We start from the raw sequence: 18,868 nt of genomic DNA, 5'->3' as shown, positions 1-18,868 counted from the left end.
GTACAAGAAACCGAACGACCGGCCGTCGTCGCGGGTGCCGGCAGTCGTACGGGCTGGCACCCTCCGATGGAGAGTGCCAGCTGTCACTGTAGAAAGCCGTTAGCACTCGGTCAAGGCGAGTGCCAGTGAGCCGGGCGTGCGAGGATCGCCGGATGGACTCGGTCGGACCCGGACTCGCCAAGCTGCTCAGCCCCGAGGGCTGGGCCCTGCTGTCCGCGTTGCCGCCCTACGACCCCGACCGGGCGATGGCCCTGTCCGAGCGGCTGCGGCGGGACGGCCTGGACCCCGAGCTGGTTGCCGCCGCCCTCACCCAGTCCCGGCTGCGCGCCAAGGGCCGGGAGAAGCTCGGTGAGTTCGCGGACGGGATGCTGTTCACCCCCACCGGACTGGAGCAGGCCACCCGGCTGGTGGTGGCCGCCCGGCACGCCCGCCGGTACCGCGACGCCGGGGTGACCCGGGTGGCCGACCTCACCTGCGGGCTGGGCGCCGATGCGATGACCCTGGCCGCGGTGGGGCTGCCGGTGCTGGCGGTCGAGGCGGACGAGACCACCGCCGCCCTGGCCACGGTGAACCTGCGGCACTTCCCGGAGGCCGTGGTCCGGCACGGGGACGGGCTGGCGGTGGACTTCGCCGCCGAGGGGGTGGACGGGGTGTACGCCGACCCGGCCCGGCGCACCGGCTCCGGCGCCCGGCGGCACGACCCGGCCGCCTACAGCCCGCCGCTGGACCGGGTGCTGGCCCTGCGCGACCGGGTGCCCGCGCTCGGCATGAAGCTCGGCCCCGGGGTGCCGCACTCGGCGCTGCCCGAGGACGCCGAGGCCCAGTGGGTGTCGGTGGACGGCGACGTGGTCGAACTCGGCCTGTGGTGCGGCCCGCTCGCCCCCGCCGGTCCGGGCCGCTCCGCCCTGCTGCTCGGGTCGGACGGTGGCGCCGCCGAGCTGCGCGGCACCGGCGCGGTCGCGCACCCCGGGCCGGTCGGCGGCTACCTGTACGAGCCGGACGGTGCGGTGATCCGGGCCGGACTGGTCGCCGAGGTCGCCGCCGAGGTGCACGGACGCCTGGTCGACCCCACCATCGCCTATGTGACCTCCGACGTGCTGCACCCGACCGCCTTCGCCACCGGCTACCGGGTCCTGGACTCGATGCCCTTCGGCCTCAAGCGGCTGAAGGCCTACCTGCGCGAACGCGGGGTCGGCATCGTCACGATCAAGAAGCGCGGCACCGCGGTGGTGCCCGAGCAGCTGCGCCGCCAGCTCGACCTGCGCGGCGATGCCGAGACCACCCTGGTGCTCACCCGGGTCGCCGGGCAGCAGCGGGTGCTGGTCGTGGAGCCGGTGGGCTGATGACCACCCCGGCGCGGCTGGACTTCGCCCGCTCCGAGCGGTCGACCGTCGGGATCGAGTGGGAGCTGGCCCTGGTGGACGCCGACTCCGGCGACCTGCGGCAGGTGGCCCGCACCGTGCTGGACGCGGTCGGCGACGACGACCCGGCGATCAAGCAGGAGCTGCTGCTCAACACGGTCGAGGTGGTCTCCGGCGTGTGCCGGACCGTGGGCGAGGCCGGGGCGGACCTGTCCCGGGCGATCGACCGGGTCCGGGCGCTCACCGATCCGCTCCGGGTCGAGCTGATGAGCGCCGGGACCCACCCGTTCGCCCGGTGGGCGCAGCAGAAGGTCACCGACAAGGAGCGCTACGCCACCCTGATCGACCGCACCCAGTGGTGGGGCCGGCAGATGCTGATCTACGGCGTGCACGTGCACGTCGGCATCGAGGACCGGGACAAGGTGCTGCCGATCTCCCGCGCCCTGCTCACCACCTTCGCCCACCTGCAGTCGCTGTCCGCCTCCAGCCCGTTCTGGGGCGGCAAGGACACCGGCTACGCCTCCAACCGGGCGCTGATGTTCCAGCAGCTGCCCACCGCCGGGCTGCCGTTCCAGTTCGAGCGCTGGGAGCAGCTGGAGGCGTACGTCGGGGACATGCTGCACACCGGGGTGATCGACGCCTTCGACGAGGTGCGCTGGGACGTGCGGCCCTCGCCCCGGTTCGGCACCATCGAGGCCCGGATCTGCGACGGGGCGCCCACCCTGCTGGAGGTCACCGCGCTGGCCGCCCTGACCCACTGCCTGGTCGAGCACTTCTCCACCATGCTGGATCGCGGCGAGCCGCTGCCCACCGTGCCGCCGTGGTTCGCGCAGGAGAACAAGTGGCGCTCGGCGCGCTACGGCATGGACGCGATCATCATCACCGACGCCGCCGGGAACGAGGAGCTGGTCACCGATGCGGTGGCCCGGCTGTTGACCGAGCTGGCCCCAGTGGCCGAGCGGCTGGGCTGCGCCCAGGAGCTGGACTCGGTGCGGGTCATCCTGCGCAAGGGCGCCTCGTACCAGCGCCAGCGCGCGGTGGCCCGGCGGCACGGCGGGGAGCTGGACGCGGTGGTGGCCTCGCTGGTGGCGGAGATGCGGGCGGGGCGTCCGCTGTAGTCGCTAGTTGGCAATACCCGATAGCTGGCGATACCATGTTCAGGTGACCCGCGACAGCCAACTCCTCAAGGGCGTGCTGCCCATGCTGGTGCTCGCCGCCCTGAGCGAGCAGGAGGCCTACGGCTACCAGCTGGTCGACCGGCTGCGCGACGCCGGGCTGACCGAGCTGACCACCGGCACCGTCTACCCGGTGCTCAACCGGCTGGAACGCGAGGGCCGGATCAGCTCCCGGCTGGTCCCCTCGCCCAACGGCCCGGCCCGCAAGTACTACCGCCCCACCGGCGACGGCACCGCGGAGCTGTGGGCCGCCGCCGAGTCCTGGTCGGCACTCGACCGCACCGTCCGCGAGCTGCTGATCGCCGCCCGCGACCCGAAGGAGCCCGCATGACCACCCTGCGCGACCGACTGCGCCGCGACCTGGTGCTGATCCGCTTCTCCTGGGCGATCCAGGACCACCCCCAGGCGAGCGCCCTGACCCGCGAGGTCCGGCGCGAACTGGCTGCCACCGCCGCGGAGGTCGGCCTCGGCCGGGCGCTGGACGACCTGGGCAACCCGCGCGTCCTGGCCGACGGCTACCTGGAGGCGCTGGACCGCCCGATCCCGCGCTGGACCGCGGGCACGGTCTGGGGCGCGATCGCGCTGGCCTTCGCGCTGTACACCGGGCTGGCCTACGGCTTCGGCACGCTGGACGCGCTGGCCGACCTGGCCGGCGACGGCACGCTCAGCGCCCGGCGCGTGGTGCTGGGCGCCACCTTCGACTACACCGCGGGGCCGGCGGAACTGTCCACCACCTGGTCGCTGAGCTGGGGCTGGTTCGCCCTGCACGTCCTGGTGTTCGCGTTGCCCTTCGCCCTCGGCGCCCGGATCTGGCGGCTGCGGTTCAGGCGGTGACGATCTCCAGCGGCATCGCCGAGTCCACTCCGATGTCCAGCGCCGACGGGGCGATCCCGCGCCGGACGATCGCCGCCCCGAGCGCCGCGATCATCGCGCCGTTGTCGGTGCAGTAGCGGATCGGCGGGATGCGCAGGTCGATCCCGGCCTCGGCGCACCGCTCGGCGGCCAGCTCCCGCAGCTGGGAGTTGGCGCTGAACCCGCCGCCGATCACCAGGGTGTCGACCCCGTGCCGGCGGCAGGCCGCGATGGTCTTGGCGGTCAGCACGTCCGCGACCGCGGCGGCGAAGCTGGCCGAGACATCCGCCAGCGGGATCTCCTCCCCGGCGTCCCGGCGGGCCTCGACCCAGCGGGCGACCGCGGTCTTGAGCCCGGAGAACGAGAAGTCGTAGGCGTGCTTCTCCTGGTCCTTGGCGGCGGTCAGCCCGCGCGGGAACCGGATCGCCTCCGGGTTGCCCTCCCGGGCCAGCCGGTCGATGTGCGGCCCACCGGGGTAGGGCAGTCCGAGCAGGCGGCCGACCTTGTCGAAGGCCTCGCCGGCGGCGTCGTCCAGGGTGGAGCCCAGCTCGTGCACCCCGGTCACCACGTCGTCGATCAGCAGCAGCGAGGAGTGCCCGCCGGAGACCACCAGCGCCATCACCCGGTCCGGGAACAGGCCGTCAACCAGCTCGTCCACCGCGGCATGGCCGATCACGTGGTTCACGCCGTACAGCGGCTTGCCCAGCCCGAAGGCCAGCGCCTTGGCGGCTGCGGCACCGACGGTCAGCGACCCGACCAGGCCGGGGCCCGCGGTGACGGCCACGGCGTCGATGTCGCCCAGCGTGACCCCGGCGGTGTCCAGCGAGCGCTGGATGGTCGGCAGCATGGCCTCCAGGTGGGCGCGGGAGGCGATCTCCGGGATGATCCCGCCGAACCGGGCGTGCTCGTCCATCGAGGAGGCGACGGTGTCGACCAGGAGCTCACTGCGGTCGGGGTGGGCGCGCACCAGGGCCACGCCGGTCTCATCGCAGGAGGTCTCGATCCCCAGGACCAGGGGTGCATCGGGCATGGGCACAAGGATAGGCCGGTCGGCGCGGACGGCCCGTCCGGGTGTGATGGTGCTCACGGCAACAATCTGGAATGCCGCACATCTGCCGTCCGGTTCAGCAGGACATGACCACTGACACCGCCACCTCCTCCGCGCTCGTGCCGGACGAGGTCACCGACCTGCTGTTCCGCACCGCCCGCACGGTGAACACCTTCGCCGAGGACGAGGTCACCGACGAGCAGATCCGCGCCGTCTGGGACGTCGTCCGCTGGGGCCCGACCGCGATGAACTCGCTGCCGCTGCGCCTGCTGCTGGTGCGCACCCCGGCCGGCCGCGAGCGCCTGGTCTCGCACATGGCGGACGGCAACAAGGCCAAGACCCAGCGCGCCCCGCTGTCGATCGTGGTGGCCGCCGACGTCGACTTCCACGAGCAGATGCCGCGCCTGGCCCCGCACATCCCCGGTGTCCGGGACAACCTGCACCCGAACCAGGCCGCCCGCACCGCGATGGCCCGCGACAACGCCTTCCTGCAGCTGGGCTACCTGATCGTCGGCCTGCGCGCCGCGGGCCTGCAGGTCGGTCCGATGACCGGCTTCGACGCGGCCGGGGTGGATGCCGAGTTCTTCACCGGCACCGGCTGGCGGGCGCTGGCAGTGCTGAACGTCGGCCACGCGCCGGCCGACGTCGACGGCTTCGGGATGCCGGCCAGCTGGCCGCGGCAGACCCGGCTCGACTTCGAGGACGTGGCGCAGGCGGTCTGAGCCCGCGTCCCCGACGACCCGGTCACACCTGCGGGGTGGCCGGGTCGTCCGCTGTCCGCAGGTTCTTGCGCATCGTCCAGGCGTCCACGTTCTCCGGCTGGTAGTACCGCTTGCGCAGCGCCAGCCGCCGGAACCCCGCCCGGCGGTACAGCTCCAGGGCCGGCGCGTTGTCCACCCGCACCTCCAGCAGCACCGAGTCCGCGTCCAGCTCCCGGGCCCGGGCCACCAGCGCCTCCAGCAGCATCCGGCCGATCCCGCGGCGCTGGGCGTCCGGGCGGGTGCCCAGCGTCATCACCTGCACGTCGTCGCCGTCGAACCACAGCCCCGCGTAGCCGACCAGCTCGCCACCGGACTCCGCACCCACGTACCAGCGGCCCGGCCCGGCGATCTCCTCCGCCATCGAGGCACGCGACCACGCCCCGGGCCCGAACAGCGCCTGCTCCATCGCGTCCAGCGCGTCCAGGTCATCCGCGGTCAGCGGCCGCAGCACCACCGTCATGCCGAGGCCCGCTTGGCGGCCGGCGGCGGCACCGCGTCCGGGCGGCGCAGGTACAGCGGCTCGGTCGGCAGCTGCACGGCGGCCTCCGGCAGCGGCAGATCCGGGGACGCGGCCACCGCCTCGGCCAGCCGGGCCAGCGCCACCCGGCCCAGCTCCGCCGGGTCCAGGTCGCCGACCTGCGCACCGGCGGGCAGCAGCTCCGGGTACAGCGCGGTGCCCGGTCCGACCACCAGCACCCCGTCCAGGCCGCGCTCGGCCAGCACCGCCGGGGCGTCCACCCCGGGACCGTCGACCAGCTCCACCGACCGCTGGGCACCGGCGCCGACCACCGCGCGGTAGCGGGCCCAGTAGACCTCCTTGCGGCGGGCGTCGGTCACCACCAGCACCTCACCGGCCTGCGCGGCCTCCGGCAGGTCCAGCGCAGCCCCGGCCAGGGCGTCCAGCGAGGACACCCCGTACACCGGGACGTCCAGCGCGAGTCCGAGCGTGCGGGCGGTGACCAGGCCGACCCGCAGACCGGTGAACGGCGCGGGCCCGGTCCCGGCCACGATCGCGGTCAGCTCGGTGCGGTCCACGCCGGACTCGGCCAGCACCCGCTCGATCAGCGGGGTCAGCAGCTCGGCGTGCCGGCGCGGTTCGCCGGAGGACCGGGTGGCCAGGGTGGCGCCGTCGTCGGCCAGCACGGCGGCGGAGGCGGCGGACGAGGTGTCCAGGGCAAGCAGCGGCACGGGTGTCTCCTCAGACCGTGGGGGTGGTGGGCAGCGGGACGTCGCGCCAGCGTTCGCCCACCGGGGTGAGGGTCACGCGCCGGGTCCCGGCGGAGGCGTCCTCGGCCAGCGGGTCGCCGCCGTGCGGGCGGTGCAGCGCGATCTCCAGCCGGTCCTGGGCGAGCTGCTCGACCAGGCCCTCGCCCCACTCCACCACGGTCACCGACTCCTCCAGCGAGGCGTCCAGGTCCAGCGCGTCCACCTCGTCCAGCGAACCGAGCCGGTAGGCGTCCACGTGCACCAGGGCCGGGCCGTCCACCAGCGACGGGTGCACCCGGGCGATGATGAACGTCGGCGAGGCGACCGCGCCCCGCACGCCCAGCCCGGTGCCGATCCCCTGGGTCAGCGTGGTCTTGCCCGCCCCCAGGTCACCGGTCAGCACCACCAGGTCACCGGCCCGCAGCAGCCCGGCCAGTGCCTCGCCGTAGGCCCGGGTGCTGCCGGCGTCCGGCAGCTCCACCTCGATCGTCATGCCTCGCCCTTCACGCCCTCGTCGCTGTCCACGTACACCCGGGGGACCCTCGCCCCGAGCCGGGTCACGATCTCATAGCTGATCGTCCCCGCCGCGCGGGCCCAGTCCTCCGCCGACGGACCGCCCGGCCCGAACAGCGTCACCCGGTCGCCGGCCACCTCGGCCGCCCCGGGCCCGAGGTCCACCATGAACTGGTCCATGCAGACCCGCCCGGCGATCGCCAGCTCCCGGCCACCGACCGCGACCGGCGCACCCGGCGCACCGTCCACCCCGGAGGCATGCCGCGGGATCCCGTCGCCGTAGCCGAGCGGCACCACCCCGACCGTGGTGTCCACCGGGGTCACGTAGTGGTGGGAGTAGGACATCCCGTGCCCGGCGGGCAACTGCTTCACCGTCGCGAACTCGGCCTCCAGCGTCATCGCCGGCACCAGCCCGAAGTCCGCCGGCCCGCCGACCTGCGGCACCGGACTCAGCCCGTACAGCGCCAGCCCGGCCCGGACCAGGTCCAGGTGCAGCTCCGGGGCGGTCAGCGCGGCGGCGGAGGCGGCCAGGTGCCGCAGCTCCGGCTCGATCCCGCGCGACCGGGCCGCCTCGACCGCCTGGTGCAGCACCCCGAGCTGGTGGTCCAGCGTCGGGTGGCCCGGCGTGTCGGCGAACGCCAGGTGGCTGAACACCCCGACCACCCGGATCAGCCCCTCGGCCTGGTGGCGGGCCGCGGCGTCCAGCACCGGGCCCAGCTCCGCCGGGGTCACGCCGTTGCGGCCCAGCCCGGTGTCCACCTTCAGGTGCACCCGCGCGGTCCGCCCGGTCGCCCGCGCCGCCGCGACCACCTCGTCCAGCGCCCAGCCGGCCGCGACCCCGAGGTCGATGTCCGCGGCCACCGCCAGGTCCAGCGGGGCCCCCGGTGCGTACAGCCAGGTCAGCACCCGGGCATCGATCCCGGCCTCGCGCAGCGCCAGCGCCTCGGCGAGCTGCGCGGTGCCCAGCCAGCTCGCGCCGCCCTGCACCGCGGCCCGCGCCACCGGCACCAGCCCGTGACCGTAGGCGTCGGCCTTCACCACCGCCATCACCGCCGCCCCGTCGGCGATCCGGACCAGCGTGCGCGCATTGGCGCGGATGGCGCCCAGGTCGACGACGGCGCGTGCGGGGTACAGGCTCACCGGGACAGTTTCGCACCGCGCGGCCGGTGACCGGGCACCGAGTGGCTCACGCCACCCGCACCCGCCGGTCCGCCCGGGCCGCGGTGGCCGCCACCAGCTCCGCGTTCCGCTGGTCCGGACCCCGGGTCCACTCGTGCGCCGCCACCGGGGACTTCCCGGTCGCCACGTGCCGTCGTTCCAGCCGGTCCAGCCGCACCCGCTCGTCCAGCTCGACGAACCAGCACTCGTCCAGCAGCCCGTGCACCGGCCCGAAGCCGTGGTCGTCCAGCAGCAGGTAGTTGCCCTCGGTGATCACCACCGGCACCTCCGGCGGGACCGGGATCGCCCCGGCCACCGCGTTGTGCAGATCCCGGCGGTACTCCGGGGCGTACACCGTCTCCTCCGCCGCCCGCAGCCGGCGCAGCAGTGCCACGTACCCCGCTGTGTCGAAGGTGTCCGGCGCCCCCTTGCGCGCCGCCCGGCCCAGCCGCTCCAGCTCCGACTGCGCCAGGTGGAAGCCGTCCATCGGCACCACCACGCACTGCCCGGGGAACGCCGTCAGCAGTGCGGCGGACAGGGTGGACTTCCCGGCGCCCGGCGCACCCGCCAGGCCGAGCAGGTGCCGCCCGCCGGTGTCGATCCAGGACCGCACCCGGTCCAGCAGCGTGGCGTCCAGCACGGTCGGCTCAGGCATCCTCGTCCTCCTCGGTCAGCAGTCCGGCGACGGTCGCCGCGATCGCCTCCGCCACCGCCCCCGCGGTCACCGGGCCGCCCGGATTCGCCCGGTCCGCGGCCCGGCCGTGCACCAGCGCCGCCACCGCCGCGAGCGCCGCCGCACTGGACGGGTCGGCGACCACCTCCTCCGCCCGCCCGGCCAGCAGCGCCCCCAACAGCCCGGACAGCACGTCGCCCGCACCGGCGGTGGCCAGCCAGCCCGGGGCGTCGGCCTGGGCGTAACACACCCCCTGCGGTCCGGCGATCACCGTGGTCGAGCCCTTGAGCAGGACGGTGCCACCGGTCAGCTCCTGCGCCCGGCGGGCCCAGCGCACCGGTTCGCTCTCCACCGCCGCCCGGTCCACATGCGCCCCGCGACCGGACAGCAGGGTGGCCAGTTCCCCGGCGTGCGGCGTCAGCACACACCAGGGCGCCACCCGGTCCGGCAGCAGCGCCAGCACCCCGGCGTCCAGCACCGCGGGCTCCCCCGCCGCGAGCGCCCTGGCCAGCGCCGCCCGGACCCGGTCCGCCTGGTCCCGGTCGGCCGGATCGACCCCGGGGCCCAGCAGCCAGGCCTGCACCCGGCCCGGGCCGTGCACCACCTCCGGCCGGGCCGCCAGCACCGCGTCCACCACCCGGTCCGGTCCCTGGTACCGGATCATCCCGACCCCCGCCCGGGCGGCCGCCTGCACGGTCAGCACCGCGGCACCCGGGTAGGTGGCGGTCCCCGCGACCACACCCAGCACCCCGCGGGTGTACTTGTGATCCCCCGGCCCCGGCACCGGCCACAACGCCGCCACATCCGCCGGTTCCAGCCGGATCACCGCCGCGGCCCCGGCGTCCAGCCCGAGCCCGAGCTCCACCGGTCGCACCGTGCCCGCCAGGCCGCTGGCCGGCGGCAGCAGCAGCCCGGCCTTCACCCCACCGAACGTCACGGTCAGGTCCGCGGGCAGCACGGTCCCGTCGGTCGGCAGCGCACCGTCGTCCACCCCGATCCCGCTCGGCACGTCCACCGCCACCACCAGCGGACCGTCCCCGCCGTCGGCGAGCGTCTGCGCCAGCACGGTGGTCAGCACCCCGGCGACCCCGCGCGGCGCGCCCCGGCCCCCGATGCCGAGCAGGCCGTCCAGCAGCACGTCGGCGGTGGCGGCCTCGGCGGCGGCGTCGCCGGCCCACAGGCGGGGCAGGGGGGCGGGGTGGGCATCGTGCCGGCCTGCGCCCCGGGCGGCGGTGTCCGGGTCGAGGTCTGCGCCCTCGGTGGCGGCGTCCGTGTCCAGGGCCGCATCCCTCGCCCCGCCGGGCGCACCCCCGGCCCCGCGGTCCGCGCCCGTCGCCGCCGGGTCCGGGTCCAGGTCCAGCCCGTCCACGACCAGCACCGCCCGGCCGCCCGCGCGTGTCAGGGCCGCCAGCCCCTCGGCATGTGGCCGGTCCGTGGTGCACAGCGCGAGCACCCGCACGCCGCGCGTGGCCAGCAGCGCCCCGGCGTGCAGCGTGTCGCCGCCATTGTTCCCCGACCCGACCAGCAGCACCGCCGTCGACCCGGCCACCGCCCCCCGGCGGCCGGCCAGCTCGCCCGCCACCACCCCGGCGAGCGCGAACGCGGCGTGCTGCATCAGCGGCCGGCCCGCGGCGAGCAGCGGCTGTTCGGCGGCGCGGATCTGGGCGGCGGTGTACCCGTGGATCATGTGCCCATCCTGTCCGACCGGCGGCCCGGTTGCCCGGCCGTTCGGCGTGATCGGTCCGTGCGGACACTACTCAGGTCCTCCGTGCCGGCCCGGGCGGCGCTAGGTTCAGCTCATGCGCTTCGGACTCTTCATCCCCCAGGGTTGGCGGCAGGACCTCACCGGCATCGCGCCGGCCGAGCACTGGTCCGTCATGAACGGCCTCGCCCAGCACGCCGACACAGGCGACGTCTGGGACTCGATCTGGGTCTACGACCACTTCCACGCGGTGCCCGAGCCCAACGGTGAGGCCACCCATGAGGCGTGGAGCCTGATGAACGCCTACGCGGCCACCACCAGCCGGGTCAAGCTCGGCCAGATGTGTACCTGCATGGCCTACCGCAACCCGGCGTACCTGGCGAAGGTCGCCACCACTGCCGACGTGATCAGCGGCGGCCGGGTGCAGATGGGCATCGGCGCCGGCTGGTACGAGCACGAGTGGCGGGCCTACGGCTACGGCTTCCCGACCGCGGGTGCCCGGCTGGCCGCCCTGGACGAGGGCGTCCAGATCATGAAGCAGATGTGGACCAACGGCGTGGCGACCCTGGACGGCACGCACTACCAGGTGGACGGCGCCCAGCTGTCGCCGCTGCCGCTGCAGGTGGACGGGCCGCCGCTGTGGATCGCCGGCGGCGGAGAGAAGAAGACCCTCCGGATCGCCGCCGAGCACGCGCAGTACACCAACTTCGACGGCAGCCCGGCCGGCTTCGCACACAAGTCGCAGGTACTGCAGGAGCACTGCACCGCGATCGGCCGCAACTACGACGAGATCACCCGCTCGGCCAACTACAACGTGGTGATCGGCGCCACCAAGTCCGAGGTCGACGACAAGATCGCCTGGATCGAGGAGCACTACTCCCTGACCATCCCGGAGAAGGCGGCCGCCGAGGCGGAAGGGTTCCGCAACGGTCCGCTGGTCGGCACCCCGGAGCAGATCGCCGAGAAGCTGACCGAGCTGCGCGCCCTGGGCATGACCTACGCGATCTGCTACTTCGCGGACGCCGCCTACGACCGCAGCAGCATCGAGCTGTTCGAGCGCGAGGTCGCCCCGGCCCTGCGCTGAGCACAGCACCCGACCGCCCCGCGCCCCGGCACCCGGGTCGCGGGGCGGTCCCGTGTCAGCAGGCGGTCAGCGGCGGTTCTTGGCCGCCATCACCTCGCGCACACCGCGGGCGTGCGCACGACCGTCCCGGCGCTCGGCCGAGCGGTCCTTGCTCTCCCGGCGGCGGGCCTGCGAGGCGATCTCCCGCTCCAGGCGCCGGTAGCTGTCCAGCCGGGCCGGGTCCAGCGACCCGTCGTCCACCGCGGCCAGCACCGCACAGCCCGGCTCGCTGTGGTGCGCGCAGTCCGCGAACCGGCACTCCTCCGCCAGCTCGGCGATGTCCGCGAACGCCCGGTCCAGCCCGTCCTCCGCGCCGGTCATCCCGACCGTCCGCAGCCCCGGGGTGTCCACCAGCCAGCCGATCCCCGGCAGCGCGATCAGCGTCCCTGCCGTGGTGGTGTGCCGCCCCCGGCCGTCACCGCGGACCTCGCCGGTCTCGACCAGCTGTTCGCCGGCCAGCGCGTTCACCAGGCTGGACTTACCCGCCCCCGACGGCCCGACCAGCGCGAACGTCCGCCCGCGCACCAGCTCGCGCACCTCGTCGATGCCCTGCCCGGTCACCGTCGACACCTCGACCACCTCGGCGCCCACCGCCACCGACCGCACCGGATCGCCGGCGCCCGGCTCGGCCAGATCGGCCTTGGTCAGCACCACCGCCGGCGGCGCCCCACCGGCCCAGGCCAACGTGAGCAGACGTTCCACCCGGCGGGGGTTCGCGGTGGGCCGCAACGGCTCGACCACGCCGATCAGGTCGACATTGGCCGCCAGCAGCTGCTCGCCGGAGTCCCGGCCCGCACTCGCCCGGGCCAGCACCGTCCGCCGCTCCAGCACATCCCCGCGGCCGTCGTTGGCCACTGCGACCCAGTCCCCGACCGCCGCGCCGTCCACCCGCACCCGCCGGTCGCCGGTCGCCGTGACCACCTCGACCGATCCGCGGTCCACCCGGACCACCCGCCCGGGCACCCGGCCGGCGTCGCCCGCGCCGGAGTCCGCCCAGGCGGCCTCCCACCCGTCGTCCCAGCCCCATGCCCGCATCGTCCTGACCCTTCCCGGTTCCTGATTCCGGGATCCACGGTCCTCCCCGCGCCCGGCCCCGCGCCACCGATTTCTCCGGCCGCCCGCCCGAGCGCCCGCCCAGCGCCCGGCCCCCACCTGCCCAGCCGCGCCCGCCCCGGCGCGCGCCCCCACCTGACCGCGCCGCGCCCTCCGCGCACGACCGCCTCCCCGCGCACAGCCCTTCCCCGCGCACGACCCCTCCCGCGCACAGCGCACAGCGCGCCGAGAGTGCACGAATGCAGGCTTCCGGGCCTGGGAGGCGTGCATTCGTGCACTCTCGGCGGGGCGCGACCCGGAGCGGTCAGTTGTGCACGGAGTGCGCGGGGTGGCGGTCGTCCCCAGGGAGGGGTGGGGTGGTGGCGTCGGGGGTGCGGGGTGGTCGACGCTGCGGGGGTGCCTGTCTCAGCCCGGTCGCTGCCGCCGGATCTCGCCGCCCGCCCGTTCACGCTTGCCGAGGCGCGGCTGGCCGGGGTGTCGCGTTCCCGGCTCGCCCGGGTCCCGGCGCCCTGGCACGGCGCGCGCAGCCCTCGCCCGGCGACCGACGTGGTGGGCCGGTGCCTCGACCTGCTCCCCGTGCTCCCGGCCGGCAGCGTGTTCAGCCATGCCACTGCCTGGCAGCTGTGGGATGCCGATCCACCGCGCGGTCTGCCCAGCCCGGACGCGCTGCACGTGCTGGTCCCGGGCCTGTTCATGCCACCGCGCCGGGCCGGTGTGGCCGGGCACCGCACCGGCGCGCCGCCGGCCACGGTGATCCTGTACCGGCTGCCGGTCGTCACCGCGGAGACCGCGTGGACGCAGTTCGGTGCCCGACTGGACGTCGCGGAGCTGGTCGTCGCCGGGGACGCCCTGCTGCGGCGACAGCACCCGATCAGCACGCTCGCCCGGCTGCACCAGACCGTCGACCAGCTCGCCCCGGGCACCCGGGGGTCGCGACGGCTGCGGGAAGGACTGTCGCTGCTGCGGCCCGGCACCGACTCGTGCATGGAGAGCCGCCTGCGTCTGCTGCTGCGCGCGGCGGGTCTGCCCGACCCGGAGGTGAACCGATGCGTGCTGGACCGCCTCGGGAACCCGGTCGCCCGGCCGGACCTCTCCTATCCCGAGGCTCGGCTCGCGATCGAGTACGACGGGGACGTGCACCGCACCGACCGGACGACCTGGCGCCGGGACATCACCCGCCGCCGCGACCTCGAGACCCTCGGCTGGCGCGTCATCACCTGCACCGCCGACGATCTCCAGCTCCCCCGCTCAGCTCTGCACGCAATCCACACCGCCCTCGCCGAGAGTGCACGAATGCACGCCTCCTGACCGCTGAGACCTGCATTCGTGCACTCTCGGCGACAGAGGCGCGAGGGGCGCATGCGGGCGGGCAGCCCGCGGCGCGGGGTCAGTCGCGCTCGGCGACGCACATCGCGCTGGCGATGCCGGCATCGTGCGACAGGGACAGGTGGAACCGGTCCACGCCCAGCTCGGCGGCGCGGGCGGCCACGGTGCCGGTGATCTCGACCACCGGCTGCCGGCCGACCACCCGGCGGACGGTCGCATCCTGCCAGCGCATGCCGGCCGGGGCACCGAGCGCCTTGGCGATCGCCTCCTTGGCGGCGAACCGGGCGGCCAGCGAGGCGTCGGGCAGATCGCGCTCGTCCGGGGTGAACAGCTTGGTCCGCAGCGCGGGCACCCGCTCCACGGTCGCGATGAACCGGGCCACGTCCACCACGTCGATGCCGACCCCGACGATCATCGGGCCTACTCGACCGTGACCGACTTGGCCAGGTTGCGCGGCTGGTCGACGTCCAGCCCGCGGGCGGTGGCCAGCTCGCAGGCGAAGATCTGCAGCGGCACCACGGCCAGCAGCGGCGCGAGCAGGGTCGGCGACTGCGGGACGTAGAACACCTCGTCGGCGAACGCCCGGACCGCGTCGTCGCCCTCCTCGGCGATCACCAGGGTGCGGGCGCCACGGGCCCGGATCTCCTGGATGTTGGAGACCACCTTGGAGTGCAGCGAGTCGCGCCCACGCGGGGACGGCACGATGACGAACACCGGCTGCCCGGGCTCGATCAGCGCGATCGGGCCGTGCTTGAGCTCGCCGGCGGCGAAGCCCTCGGCGTGGATGTAGGCCAGCTCCTTGAGCTTGAGCGCGCCCTCCATCGCCACCGGGAAGCCGACGTGCCGGCCGAGGAACAGCACCGAGGAGGTGTCGGCCATCCAGCGGGCGATCTCGCGCACCCGGTCGGAGCGGTCCAGCACCTGCTGGATCTTGCCGGGCATCTCGCGCAGGTCGGCCAGGATCTCGCCGATCTCGTCGGAGAACTTGTTGCCGCGCAGCTGCGCCAGGTACAGGCCGAGCAGGTACGCGGCGGTGATCTGGGCCAGGAACGCCTTGGTGGAGGCGACGGCGACCTCGGGCCCGGCGTGGGTGTAGAGCACGGCGTCGGACTCGCGCGGGATGGTCGACCCGTGGGTGTTGCAGATCGCCAGCACCTTGGCGCCCTGCTCCCGGGCGTGCCGGATCGCCATCAGGGTGTCCATGGTCTCGCCGGACTGGGAGATGGCAACCACCAGGGTGCGGGCGTTGACGATCGGGTCGCGGTAGCGGAACTCGTGCGCCAGCTCGACCTCGACCGGGATCCGGCACCAGTGCTCGATGGCGTACTTGGCCACGTGTCCGGCGTAGGCGGCGGTGCCGCAGGCGATCACGATGATCTTGTCCACCGAGCGCAGCACGGACTCGTCGATCCGCAGGTCGTCCAGGATCAGCTTCCCGGCGATGTCGGTCCGGCCGAGCAGGGTGTCGGCGACCGCCTGGGGCTGGTCGGCGATCTCCTTGTCCATGAAGGAGCGGAAGCCGCCCTTCTCCGCGGCGGCCGCGTCCCAGTCCACGGTGTACTCCCGGCCCTCGGCCGCGTTCCCGTCGAAGTCGGTCACGACCACGGCGTCCGGGGTGATGGTGACGACCTGGTCCTGCGCCAGCTCCAGTGCCCGGTCGGTGCGGGCGATGAACGCGGCGACGTCCGAGCCCATGAAGTTCGCGCCGTCGCCGAGCCCGACCACCAGCGGGCTGTCGTGCCGGGCGCCGACCACGGTGTCCGGGTGGTCGGCGTGCACCGCGAGCAGGGTGAAGGTGCCGTGCAGCCGGCGCACCACGGTCCGCATCGCCTCGGCCAGGTCGCCGACCTCGTCGTAGGCCGCGGCCAGCAGGTGGGCGACCACCTCGGTGTCGGTCTCGGACAGCAGCTGGGCGCCCTCGGCGAGCAGCGCCTCCTTCAGCGGGGCGAAGTTCTCGATGATGCCGTTGTGGATCACCGCGACCTTGCCGGCCACGTGCGGGTGCGCGTTGACGTCGGTGGGACCGCCGTGGGTGGCCCACCGGGTGTGCCCGATCGCGGCGGTGGCCGGCGGCAGCGGGTGAGCGTCGAGCTCCTCGACCAGGTTCGCCAGCTTGCCGGCCTTCTTGGCGGTGGCCAGGCCGTCGGCGGTGACCAGGGCGACCCCCGCGGAGTCGTACCCGCGGTACTCCAGCCGGCGCAGGCCCTCGAGCGCGACCTCCAGCGGCTGGCCATCCGGCCGATGCGCCCCGACGTACCCGACGATTCCACACATGGCCGCGAGTCTAGACGTTGGGGGTGGTCCCGCTGGACGCGCTGTGGCCCGCGCCACCCTCGCCGATCAGGCAGAATCGTCCGGTGCGATCCGACGCTGCCGTCAGCTCCTCCCCGTTCGTCGACCTGGACCGGGAGGCCTGGGTCAGGTTGTCGGCCTCGACCCCCTTGCCGCTGGGTGACGACGACGTCACGCGGCTGCGCGGACTCGGCGACCCGATCGACCTGGCCGAGGTGGACGCGATCTACCGGCCGCTGTCCCGGCTGCTGGACCTGTACATCACCGCCACCCGGCGGCTGCACGCGGCGTCGTCGACCTTCCTGCGCGAGGACACCCCCCGCACCCCGTACGTGATCGGTGTCGCCGGGTCGGTGGCGGTCGGCAAGTCGACCACCGCGCGGCTGCTGCGCGAGCTGATCGCCCGCTGGCCGGCCACCCCGAACGTGTCGCTGATGACCACCGACGGTTTCCTGTACCCGAATGCCGAGCTGCAGCGCCGCGGGTTGATGGAACGCAAGGGCTTCCCGGAGTCCTACGACCGGCGCAAGCTGCTGCAGTTCGTCGCGCAGGTGAAGGCCGGGCACGCGGAGGTCCGGGCGCCGGTGTACGACCACCTGACCTACGACATCGTGCCGGGCGCCGAGGTGGTCGTCCGCCGCCCGGACGTGCTGATCGTGGAGGGCCTGAACGTGTTGCAGCCGGCCCGTCCGGCCGCGCCGGGCAGCACCAGCAACCTGGCGGTCAGCGACTTCTTCGATTTCTCGATCTACGTGGACGCCAAGACCGAGGACGCCCGGCAGTGGTACGTCGACCGGTTCCTGTCGCTGCGCTCGACCGCGTTCAGCCGGCCGGAGTCGTACTTCCACCGGTACGCCAGCCTGAGCGACGCGGAGGCGGTGGCCAAGGCGGAGAGCATCTGGGACGCGATCAACGCGCCCAACCTGGTGCAGAACATCCTGCCGACCCGGAGCCGGGCCACCCTGGTGCTGACCAAGGGCCGCGACCATGCGGTGCGCCGGGTCCGGCTGCGCAAGCTGTAGGGCTCAGCTGCCGTCGCTGCGTGGCACGGCCAGCCGGACCGGGTAGGCCTCGACGTCCACCGCGTCCAACCGGTCCAGCTCCGCCCGTACCCGGGAGGGCAGCCGGCCGCAGACCGACCCGGGCACCGCGGCCCGGACGGCATCGCCCATCGAGTCGACCAGCCACAGCTCGGTCTGCTGCACCTCCGGGGCGCACCCGGTCCCGGGCGCGGCGGTCCGGTCGCCGGACAGTGCCTCGACCAGGGGTTCCAGATCACCCTCGCGGCGGGTGGCGGTGACCGCCTCCCACTGGCCGTCCTCGTCGGTCAGCAGCTCACCGGTGCTGCACTCGACCACCAGCACCGGCGCGAAGCCCTCCGGCACCGGACCGGCCGCCGGGGCGTCGGCGTGCACGGAGCCGGAGCCGCGGTCGCCGGGGTCGAAGCCGAGATCGGCCAACACCTGCGGGGCGAGGCAGTCGGGGCCGGTGATCGCCCGGGCGGTGGACGGGACCGCACTGGGCACCGCGGTGACGGTCGGCGTGGCCTGGACGGCACAGCCCGCGGCGAGCACGGCCGAGGCCGCCACCACCACTGCCGCCCACACCCGTCGCACGTCGATCGCCCTCCGCCGTCACCTGTTCGCCACGGCCCGGCGGGACGTGACGGGGCGACAGCGCTGTGGCCCCGGACGAGGGTAGGCAGCCGTTCGGGTGAACCGGCCCGGCGATGCCGGATCGTGACGCGGCACCCGGTGATCGTTGTCCGGCCGTGACCGGGCGGGTGAGCCAGGTCACCGGCGTGCCGGGGTCAGCGCAGGGGTGCGCAGCCCTCCTCGGGCGGCAGTGCACCGGCGGCGACCACCGGCGGTCCCGGGATCGGCGCGATGGCCGGGGCCGGGGCCGACGAGGGCGGGGTGTGCCCGATCCGGGTGAACCGGCGCAGCACCCAGTCGATCGCCAGACCGACCACGGTGCCGACCACGACGCCCGCCACCACGGCGATCAGCGGGTGGTCCGCCAGCCAGACCCCGGCACCCACGCCGATCAAGGTGCCGTAGACCGCCCAGGTCACGCCGGCCAGCGCGGTCAGGCCCATGAACCGCCGCCGCGGGTAGCCGAGCGCACCGGCGGTCATGTTGACCGCGACCCGGCCGATCGGGATGTACCGGGCCGCCAGGATGAACGACGAGCCGCGGTGCGCCAGGGCGTGCTCCGCCCAGGCCAGCGTCTTGGCCCCGCGCTCGCTGCGGAAGAACCGGAGCCGGTGCACATCCACCTTGGAGCCGATGACGTAGGCGATCTGGTCACCGCTCCAGGCGCCGACCGCCGCCGCGAGGCCGATCAGCAGCAGGTGGGGTTCACCGTGGGCGACCGAGAGCGAGGCGAGGGCGATCACCACCGACTCCGACGGGATCGGCGGGAAGAAGCCGTCGATCATGGCGAACAAGGCCAGCGCGGGATAGGCCCACGGCGACCCGGCCATCGCGGGGATCCACCCCTCGATCGCCGCGATCCAGTCCTGGAGCACCTGTCCTTCGCCTCCCGAGTCGTCGTCCCGCTACCGCTTGGAACGGTAGGTGGCGGGGCGGCTGGGTCGGCATGGGGGAAAGCCCCCACATCTCC

The 18,868-nt window shown here is 74.5% G+C and carries 20 protein-coding genes; 8 read left to right on the top strand and 12 right to left on the bottom strand.

Annotated elements, in window-relative coordinates; genetic code table 11:
• Window positions 1-152: 152 nt before the first annotated feature.
• Genes HGA03_RS13265 through HGA03_RS13250 form a run of 4 tightly spaced genes read left to right on the top strand, consistent with a single transcriptional unit; the run spans window position 153 to window position 3,370 of the window.
• On the top strand, window positions 153-1,343 hold the full coding sequence (locus HGA03_RS13265; protein WP_168630763.1) for a THUMP-like domain-containing protein: 1,191 nt from the start codon (window positions 153-155) through the stop codon (window positions 1,341-1,343).
• Entirely contained in the window at window positions 1,343-2,479 is a 1,137-nt protein-coding gene (locus tag HGA03_RS13260) for a glutamate--cysteine ligase (RefSeq protein WP_168630762.1), read from the top strand. Before HGA03_RS13265 ends, HGA03_RS13260 begins: the two co-directional genes overlap by 1 nt.
• 43 nt (window positions 2,480-2,522) lie before the next feature.
• Window positions 2,523-2,867 carry a PadR family transcriptional regulator gene (locus HGA03_RS13255; protein WP_239073726.1) on the top strand — a complete coding sequence of 115 codons (345 nt, stop codon included), beginning with the start codon at window positions 2,523-2,525 and terminating at the stop codon, window positions 2,865-2,867.
• Window positions 2,864-3,370 (top strand): hypothetical protein, encoded by a 507-nt coding sequence (locus HGA03_RS13250; RefSeq protein WP_168630761.1) that lies wholly within the window; start codon window positions 2,864-2,866, stop codon window positions 3,368-3,370. The genes HGA03_RS13255 and HGA03_RS13250 overlap by 4 nt, the downstream gene beginning before the upstream one ends.
• Here the strand turns inward: HGA03_RS13250 and tsaD are convergent.
• The gene (tsaD, locus tag HGA03_RS13245; RefSeq protein ID WP_168630760.1) at window positions 3,360-4,418 is read right to left on the bottom strand and encodes a tRNA (adenosine(37)-N6)-threonylcarbamoyltransferase complex transferase subunit TsaD; all 1,059 of its coding nucleotides are present in this window, start codon (window positions 4,416-4,418) and stop codon (window positions 3,360-3,362) included. The genes HGA03_RS13250 and tsaD overlap by 11 nt on opposite strands.
• 104 nt (window positions 4,419-4,522) lie before the next feature.
• Here tsaD and HGA03_RS13240 point away from each other — a divergent pair, with 104 nt between their 5' ends.
• Window positions 4,523-5,158 carry a malonic semialdehyde reductase gene (locus tag HGA03_RS13240; protein ID WP_168630759.1) on the top strand — a complete coding sequence of 212 codons (636 nt, stop codon included), beginning with the start codon at window positions 4,523-4,525 and terminating at the stop codon, window positions 5,156-5,158.
• 22 nt (window positions 5,159-5,180) lie between these two features.
• Here HGA03_RS13240 and rimI read toward each other — a convergent pair whose 3' ends face one another.
• The 6 genes from rimI to HGA03_RS13210 are packed head-to-tail and all read right to left on the bottom strand — an operon-like array spanning window position 5,181 to window position 10,434.
• Window positions 5,181-5,657, bottom strand: a complete 477-nt coding sequence (rimI, locus tag HGA03_RS13235; protein WP_168630758.1) for a ribosomal protein S18-alanine N-acetyltransferase — start codon at window positions 5,655-5,657, stop codon at window positions 5,181-5,183.
• Window positions 5,654-6,385 carry a tRNA (adenosine(37)-N6)-threonylcarbamoyltransferase complex dimerization subunit type 1 TsaB gene (tsaB, locus tag HGA03_RS13230; RefSeq protein ID WP_168630757.1) on the bottom strand — a complete coding sequence of 244 codons (732 nt, stop codon included), beginning with the start codon at window positions 6,383-6,385 and terminating at the stop codon, window positions 5,654-5,656. Before tsaB ends, rimI begins: the two co-directional genes overlap by 4 nt.
• Window positions 6,386-6,395: 10 nt before the next feature.
• Complete coding sequence (tsaE, locus tag HGA03_RS13225; RefSeq protein WP_168630756.1) at window positions 6,396-6,896, bottom strand: tRNA (adenosine(37)-N6)-threonylcarbamoyltransferase complex ATPase subunit type 1 TsaE; 501 nt, start codon at window positions 6,894-6,896, stop codon at window positions 6,396-6,398.
• A complete protein-coding gene (alr, locus tag HGA03_RS13220; RefSeq protein WP_168630755.1) occupies window positions 6,893-8,056 on the bottom strand; it encodes an alanine racemase in 1,164 nt (387 codons plus the stop codon). The genes tsaE and alr overlap by 4 nt, the downstream gene beginning before the upstream one ends.
• Before the next feature lie 46 nt (window positions 8,057-8,102).
• Window positions 8,103-8,729: a nucleoside/nucleotide kinase family protein gene (locus HGA03_RS13215; protein WP_168630754.1), complete on the bottom strand. Its 627-nt coding sequence runs from the start codon at window positions 8,727-8,729 to the stop codon at window positions 8,103-8,105.
• Complete coding sequence (locus HGA03_RS13210; protein ID WP_168630753.1) at window positions 8,722-10,434, bottom strand: bifunctional ADP-dependent NAD(P)H-hydrate dehydratase/NAD(P)H-hydrate epimerase; 1,713 nt, start codon at window positions 10,432-10,434, stop codon at window positions 8,722-8,724. Before HGA03_RS13210 ends, HGA03_RS13215 begins: the two co-directional genes overlap by 8 nt.
• Before the next feature lie 112 nt (window positions 10,435-10,546).
• Between HGA03_RS13210 and HGA03_RS13205 the strand changes: the two genes are divergently transcribed.
• Window positions 10,547-11,533, top strand: a complete 987-nt coding sequence (locus tag HGA03_RS13205; protein WP_168630752.1) for an LLM class F420-dependent oxidoreductase — start codon at window positions 10,547-10,549, stop codon at window positions 11,531-11,533.
• Window positions 11,534-11,599: 66 nt separating this feature from the next.
• Here the strand turns inward: HGA03_RS13205 and rsgA are convergent, their stop codons facing one another.
• On the bottom strand, window positions 11,600-12,607 hold the full coding sequence (rsgA, locus tag HGA03_RS13200) for a ribosome small subunit-dependent GTPase A (protein ID WP_168630751.1): 1,008 nt from the start codon (window positions 12,605-12,607) through the stop codon (window positions 11,600-11,602).
• 414 nt (window positions 12,608-13,021) lie between these two features.
• Between rsgA and HGA03_RS13195 the strand changes: the two genes are divergently transcribed.
• Window positions 13,022-13,933 (top strand): hypothetical protein, encoded by a 912-nt coding sequence (locus HGA03_RS13195; protein WP_168630750.1) that lies wholly within the window; start codon window positions 13,022-13,024, stop codon window positions 13,931-13,933.
• Between the two features lie 79 nt (window positions 13,934-14,012).
• On the opposite strand, the gene HGA03_RS13190 is transcribed toward HGA03_RS13195, so the two are convergent.
• Entirely contained in the window at window positions 14,013-14,366 is a 354-nt protein-coding gene (locus HGA03_RS13190; protein ID WP_168630749.1) for a holo-ACP synthase, read from the bottom strand.
• 5 nt (window positions 14,367-14,371) lie between these two features.
• The gene (gene glmS, locus HGA03_RS13185; protein ID WP_168630748.1) at window positions 14,372-16,225 is read right to left on the bottom strand and encodes a glutamine--fructose-6-phosphate transaminase (isomerizing); all 1,854 of its coding nucleotides are present in this window, start codon (window positions 16,223-16,225) and stop codon (window positions 14,372-14,374) included.
• A gap of 83 nt (window positions 16,226-16,308) precedes the next feature.
• Between glmS and coaA the strand changes: the two genes are divergently transcribed.
• Window positions 16,309-17,265, top strand: coding sequence for a type I pantothenate kinase (gene coaA, locus HGA03_RS13180; protein WP_239073716.1), 957 nt, complete (start codon window positions 16,309-16,311; stop codon window positions 17,263-17,265).
• 3 nt (window positions 17,266-17,268) lie between these two features.
• Here coaA and HGA03_RS13175 read toward each other — a convergent pair whose 3' ends face one another.
• The gene (locus tag HGA03_RS13175) at window positions 17,269-17,850 is read right to left on the bottom strand and encodes a hypothetical protein (RefSeq protein ID WP_168630746.1); all 582 of its coding nucleotides are present in this window, start codon (window positions 17,848-17,850) and stop codon (window positions 17,269-17,271) included.
• A gap of 203 nt (window positions 17,851-18,053) precedes the next feature.
• Window positions 18,054-18,773 carry a DedA family protein gene (locus HGA03_RS13170; RefSeq protein ID WP_239073717.1) on the bottom strand — a complete coding sequence of 240 codons (720 nt, stop codon included), beginning with the start codon at window positions 18,771-18,773 and terminating at the stop codon, window positions 18,054-18,056.
• Window positions 18,774-18,868: the final 95 nt, after the last annotated feature.

It is taken from the genome of Cellulomonas denverensis, assembly GCF_012396125.1.
GTDB lineage: Bacteria > Actinomycetota > Actinomycetes > Actinomycetales > Cellulomonadaceae > Cellulomonas > Cellulomonas denverensis.
The sequence above is the reverse complement of the archived record's forward strand: the minus strand, read 5'-3'. Positions and strand labels throughout refer to the sequence as shown.

What these genes read in the sequence shown, in the direction of transcription:
- HGA03_RS13265 (WP_168630763.1), top strand. Translation starts at nt 153, where the DNA reads ATGGACTCGGTCGGACCCGGACTCGCCAAGCTGCTCAGCCCCGAGGGC.
- HGA03_RS13260 (WP_168630762.1), top strand. Translation starts at nt 1,343, where the DNA reads ATGACCACCCCGGCGCGGCTGGACTTCGCCCGCTCCGAGCGGTCGACC.
- HGA03_RS13250 (WP_168630761.1), top strand. Translation starts at nt 2,864, where the DNA reads ATGACCACCCTGCGCGACCGACTGCGCCGCGACCTGGTGCTGATCCGC.
- tsaD (WP_168630760.1), bottom strand. Translation starts at nt 4,418, where the DNA reads ATGCCCGATGCACCCCTGGTCCTGGGGATCGAGACCTCCTGCGATGAG.
- HGA03_RS13240 (WP_168630759.1), top strand. Translation starts at nt 4,523, where the DNA reads ATGACCACTGACACCGCCACCTCCTCCGCGCTCGTGCCGGACGAGGTC.
- rimI (WP_168630758.1), bottom strand. Translation starts at nt 5,657, where the DNA reads ATGACGGTGGTGCTGCGGCCGCTGACCGCGGATGACCTGGACGCGCTG.
- tsaE (WP_168630756.1), bottom strand. Translation starts at nt 6,896, where the DNA reads ATGACGATCGAGGTGGAGCTGCCGGACGCCGGCAGCACCCGGGCCTAC.
- HGA03_RS13215 (WP_168630754.1), bottom strand. Translation starts at nt 8,729, where the DNA reads ATGCCTGAGCCGACCGTGCTGGACGCCACGCTGCTGGACCGGGTGCGG.
- HGA03_RS13210 (WP_168630753.1), bottom strand. Translation starts at nt 10,434, where the DNA reads ATGATCCACGGGTACACCGCCGCCCAGATCCGCGCCGCCGAACAGCCG.
- HGA03_RS13205 (WP_168630752.1), top strand. Translation starts at nt 10,547, where the DNA reads ATGCGCTTCGGACTCTTCATCCCCCAGGGTTGGCGGCAGGACCTCACC.
- rsgA (WP_168630751.1), bottom strand. Translation starts at nt 12,607, where the DNA reads ATGCGGGCATGGGGCTGGGACGACGGGTGGGAGGCCGCCTGGGCGGAC.
- HGA03_RS13190 (WP_168630749.1), bottom strand. Translation starts at nt 14,366, where the DNA reads ATGATCGTCGGGGTCGGCATCGACGTGGTGGACGTGGCCCGGTTCATC.
- glmS (WP_168630748.1), bottom strand. Translation starts at nt 16,225, where the DNA reads ATGTGTGGAATCGTCGGGTACGTCGGGGCGCATCGGCCGGATGGCCAG.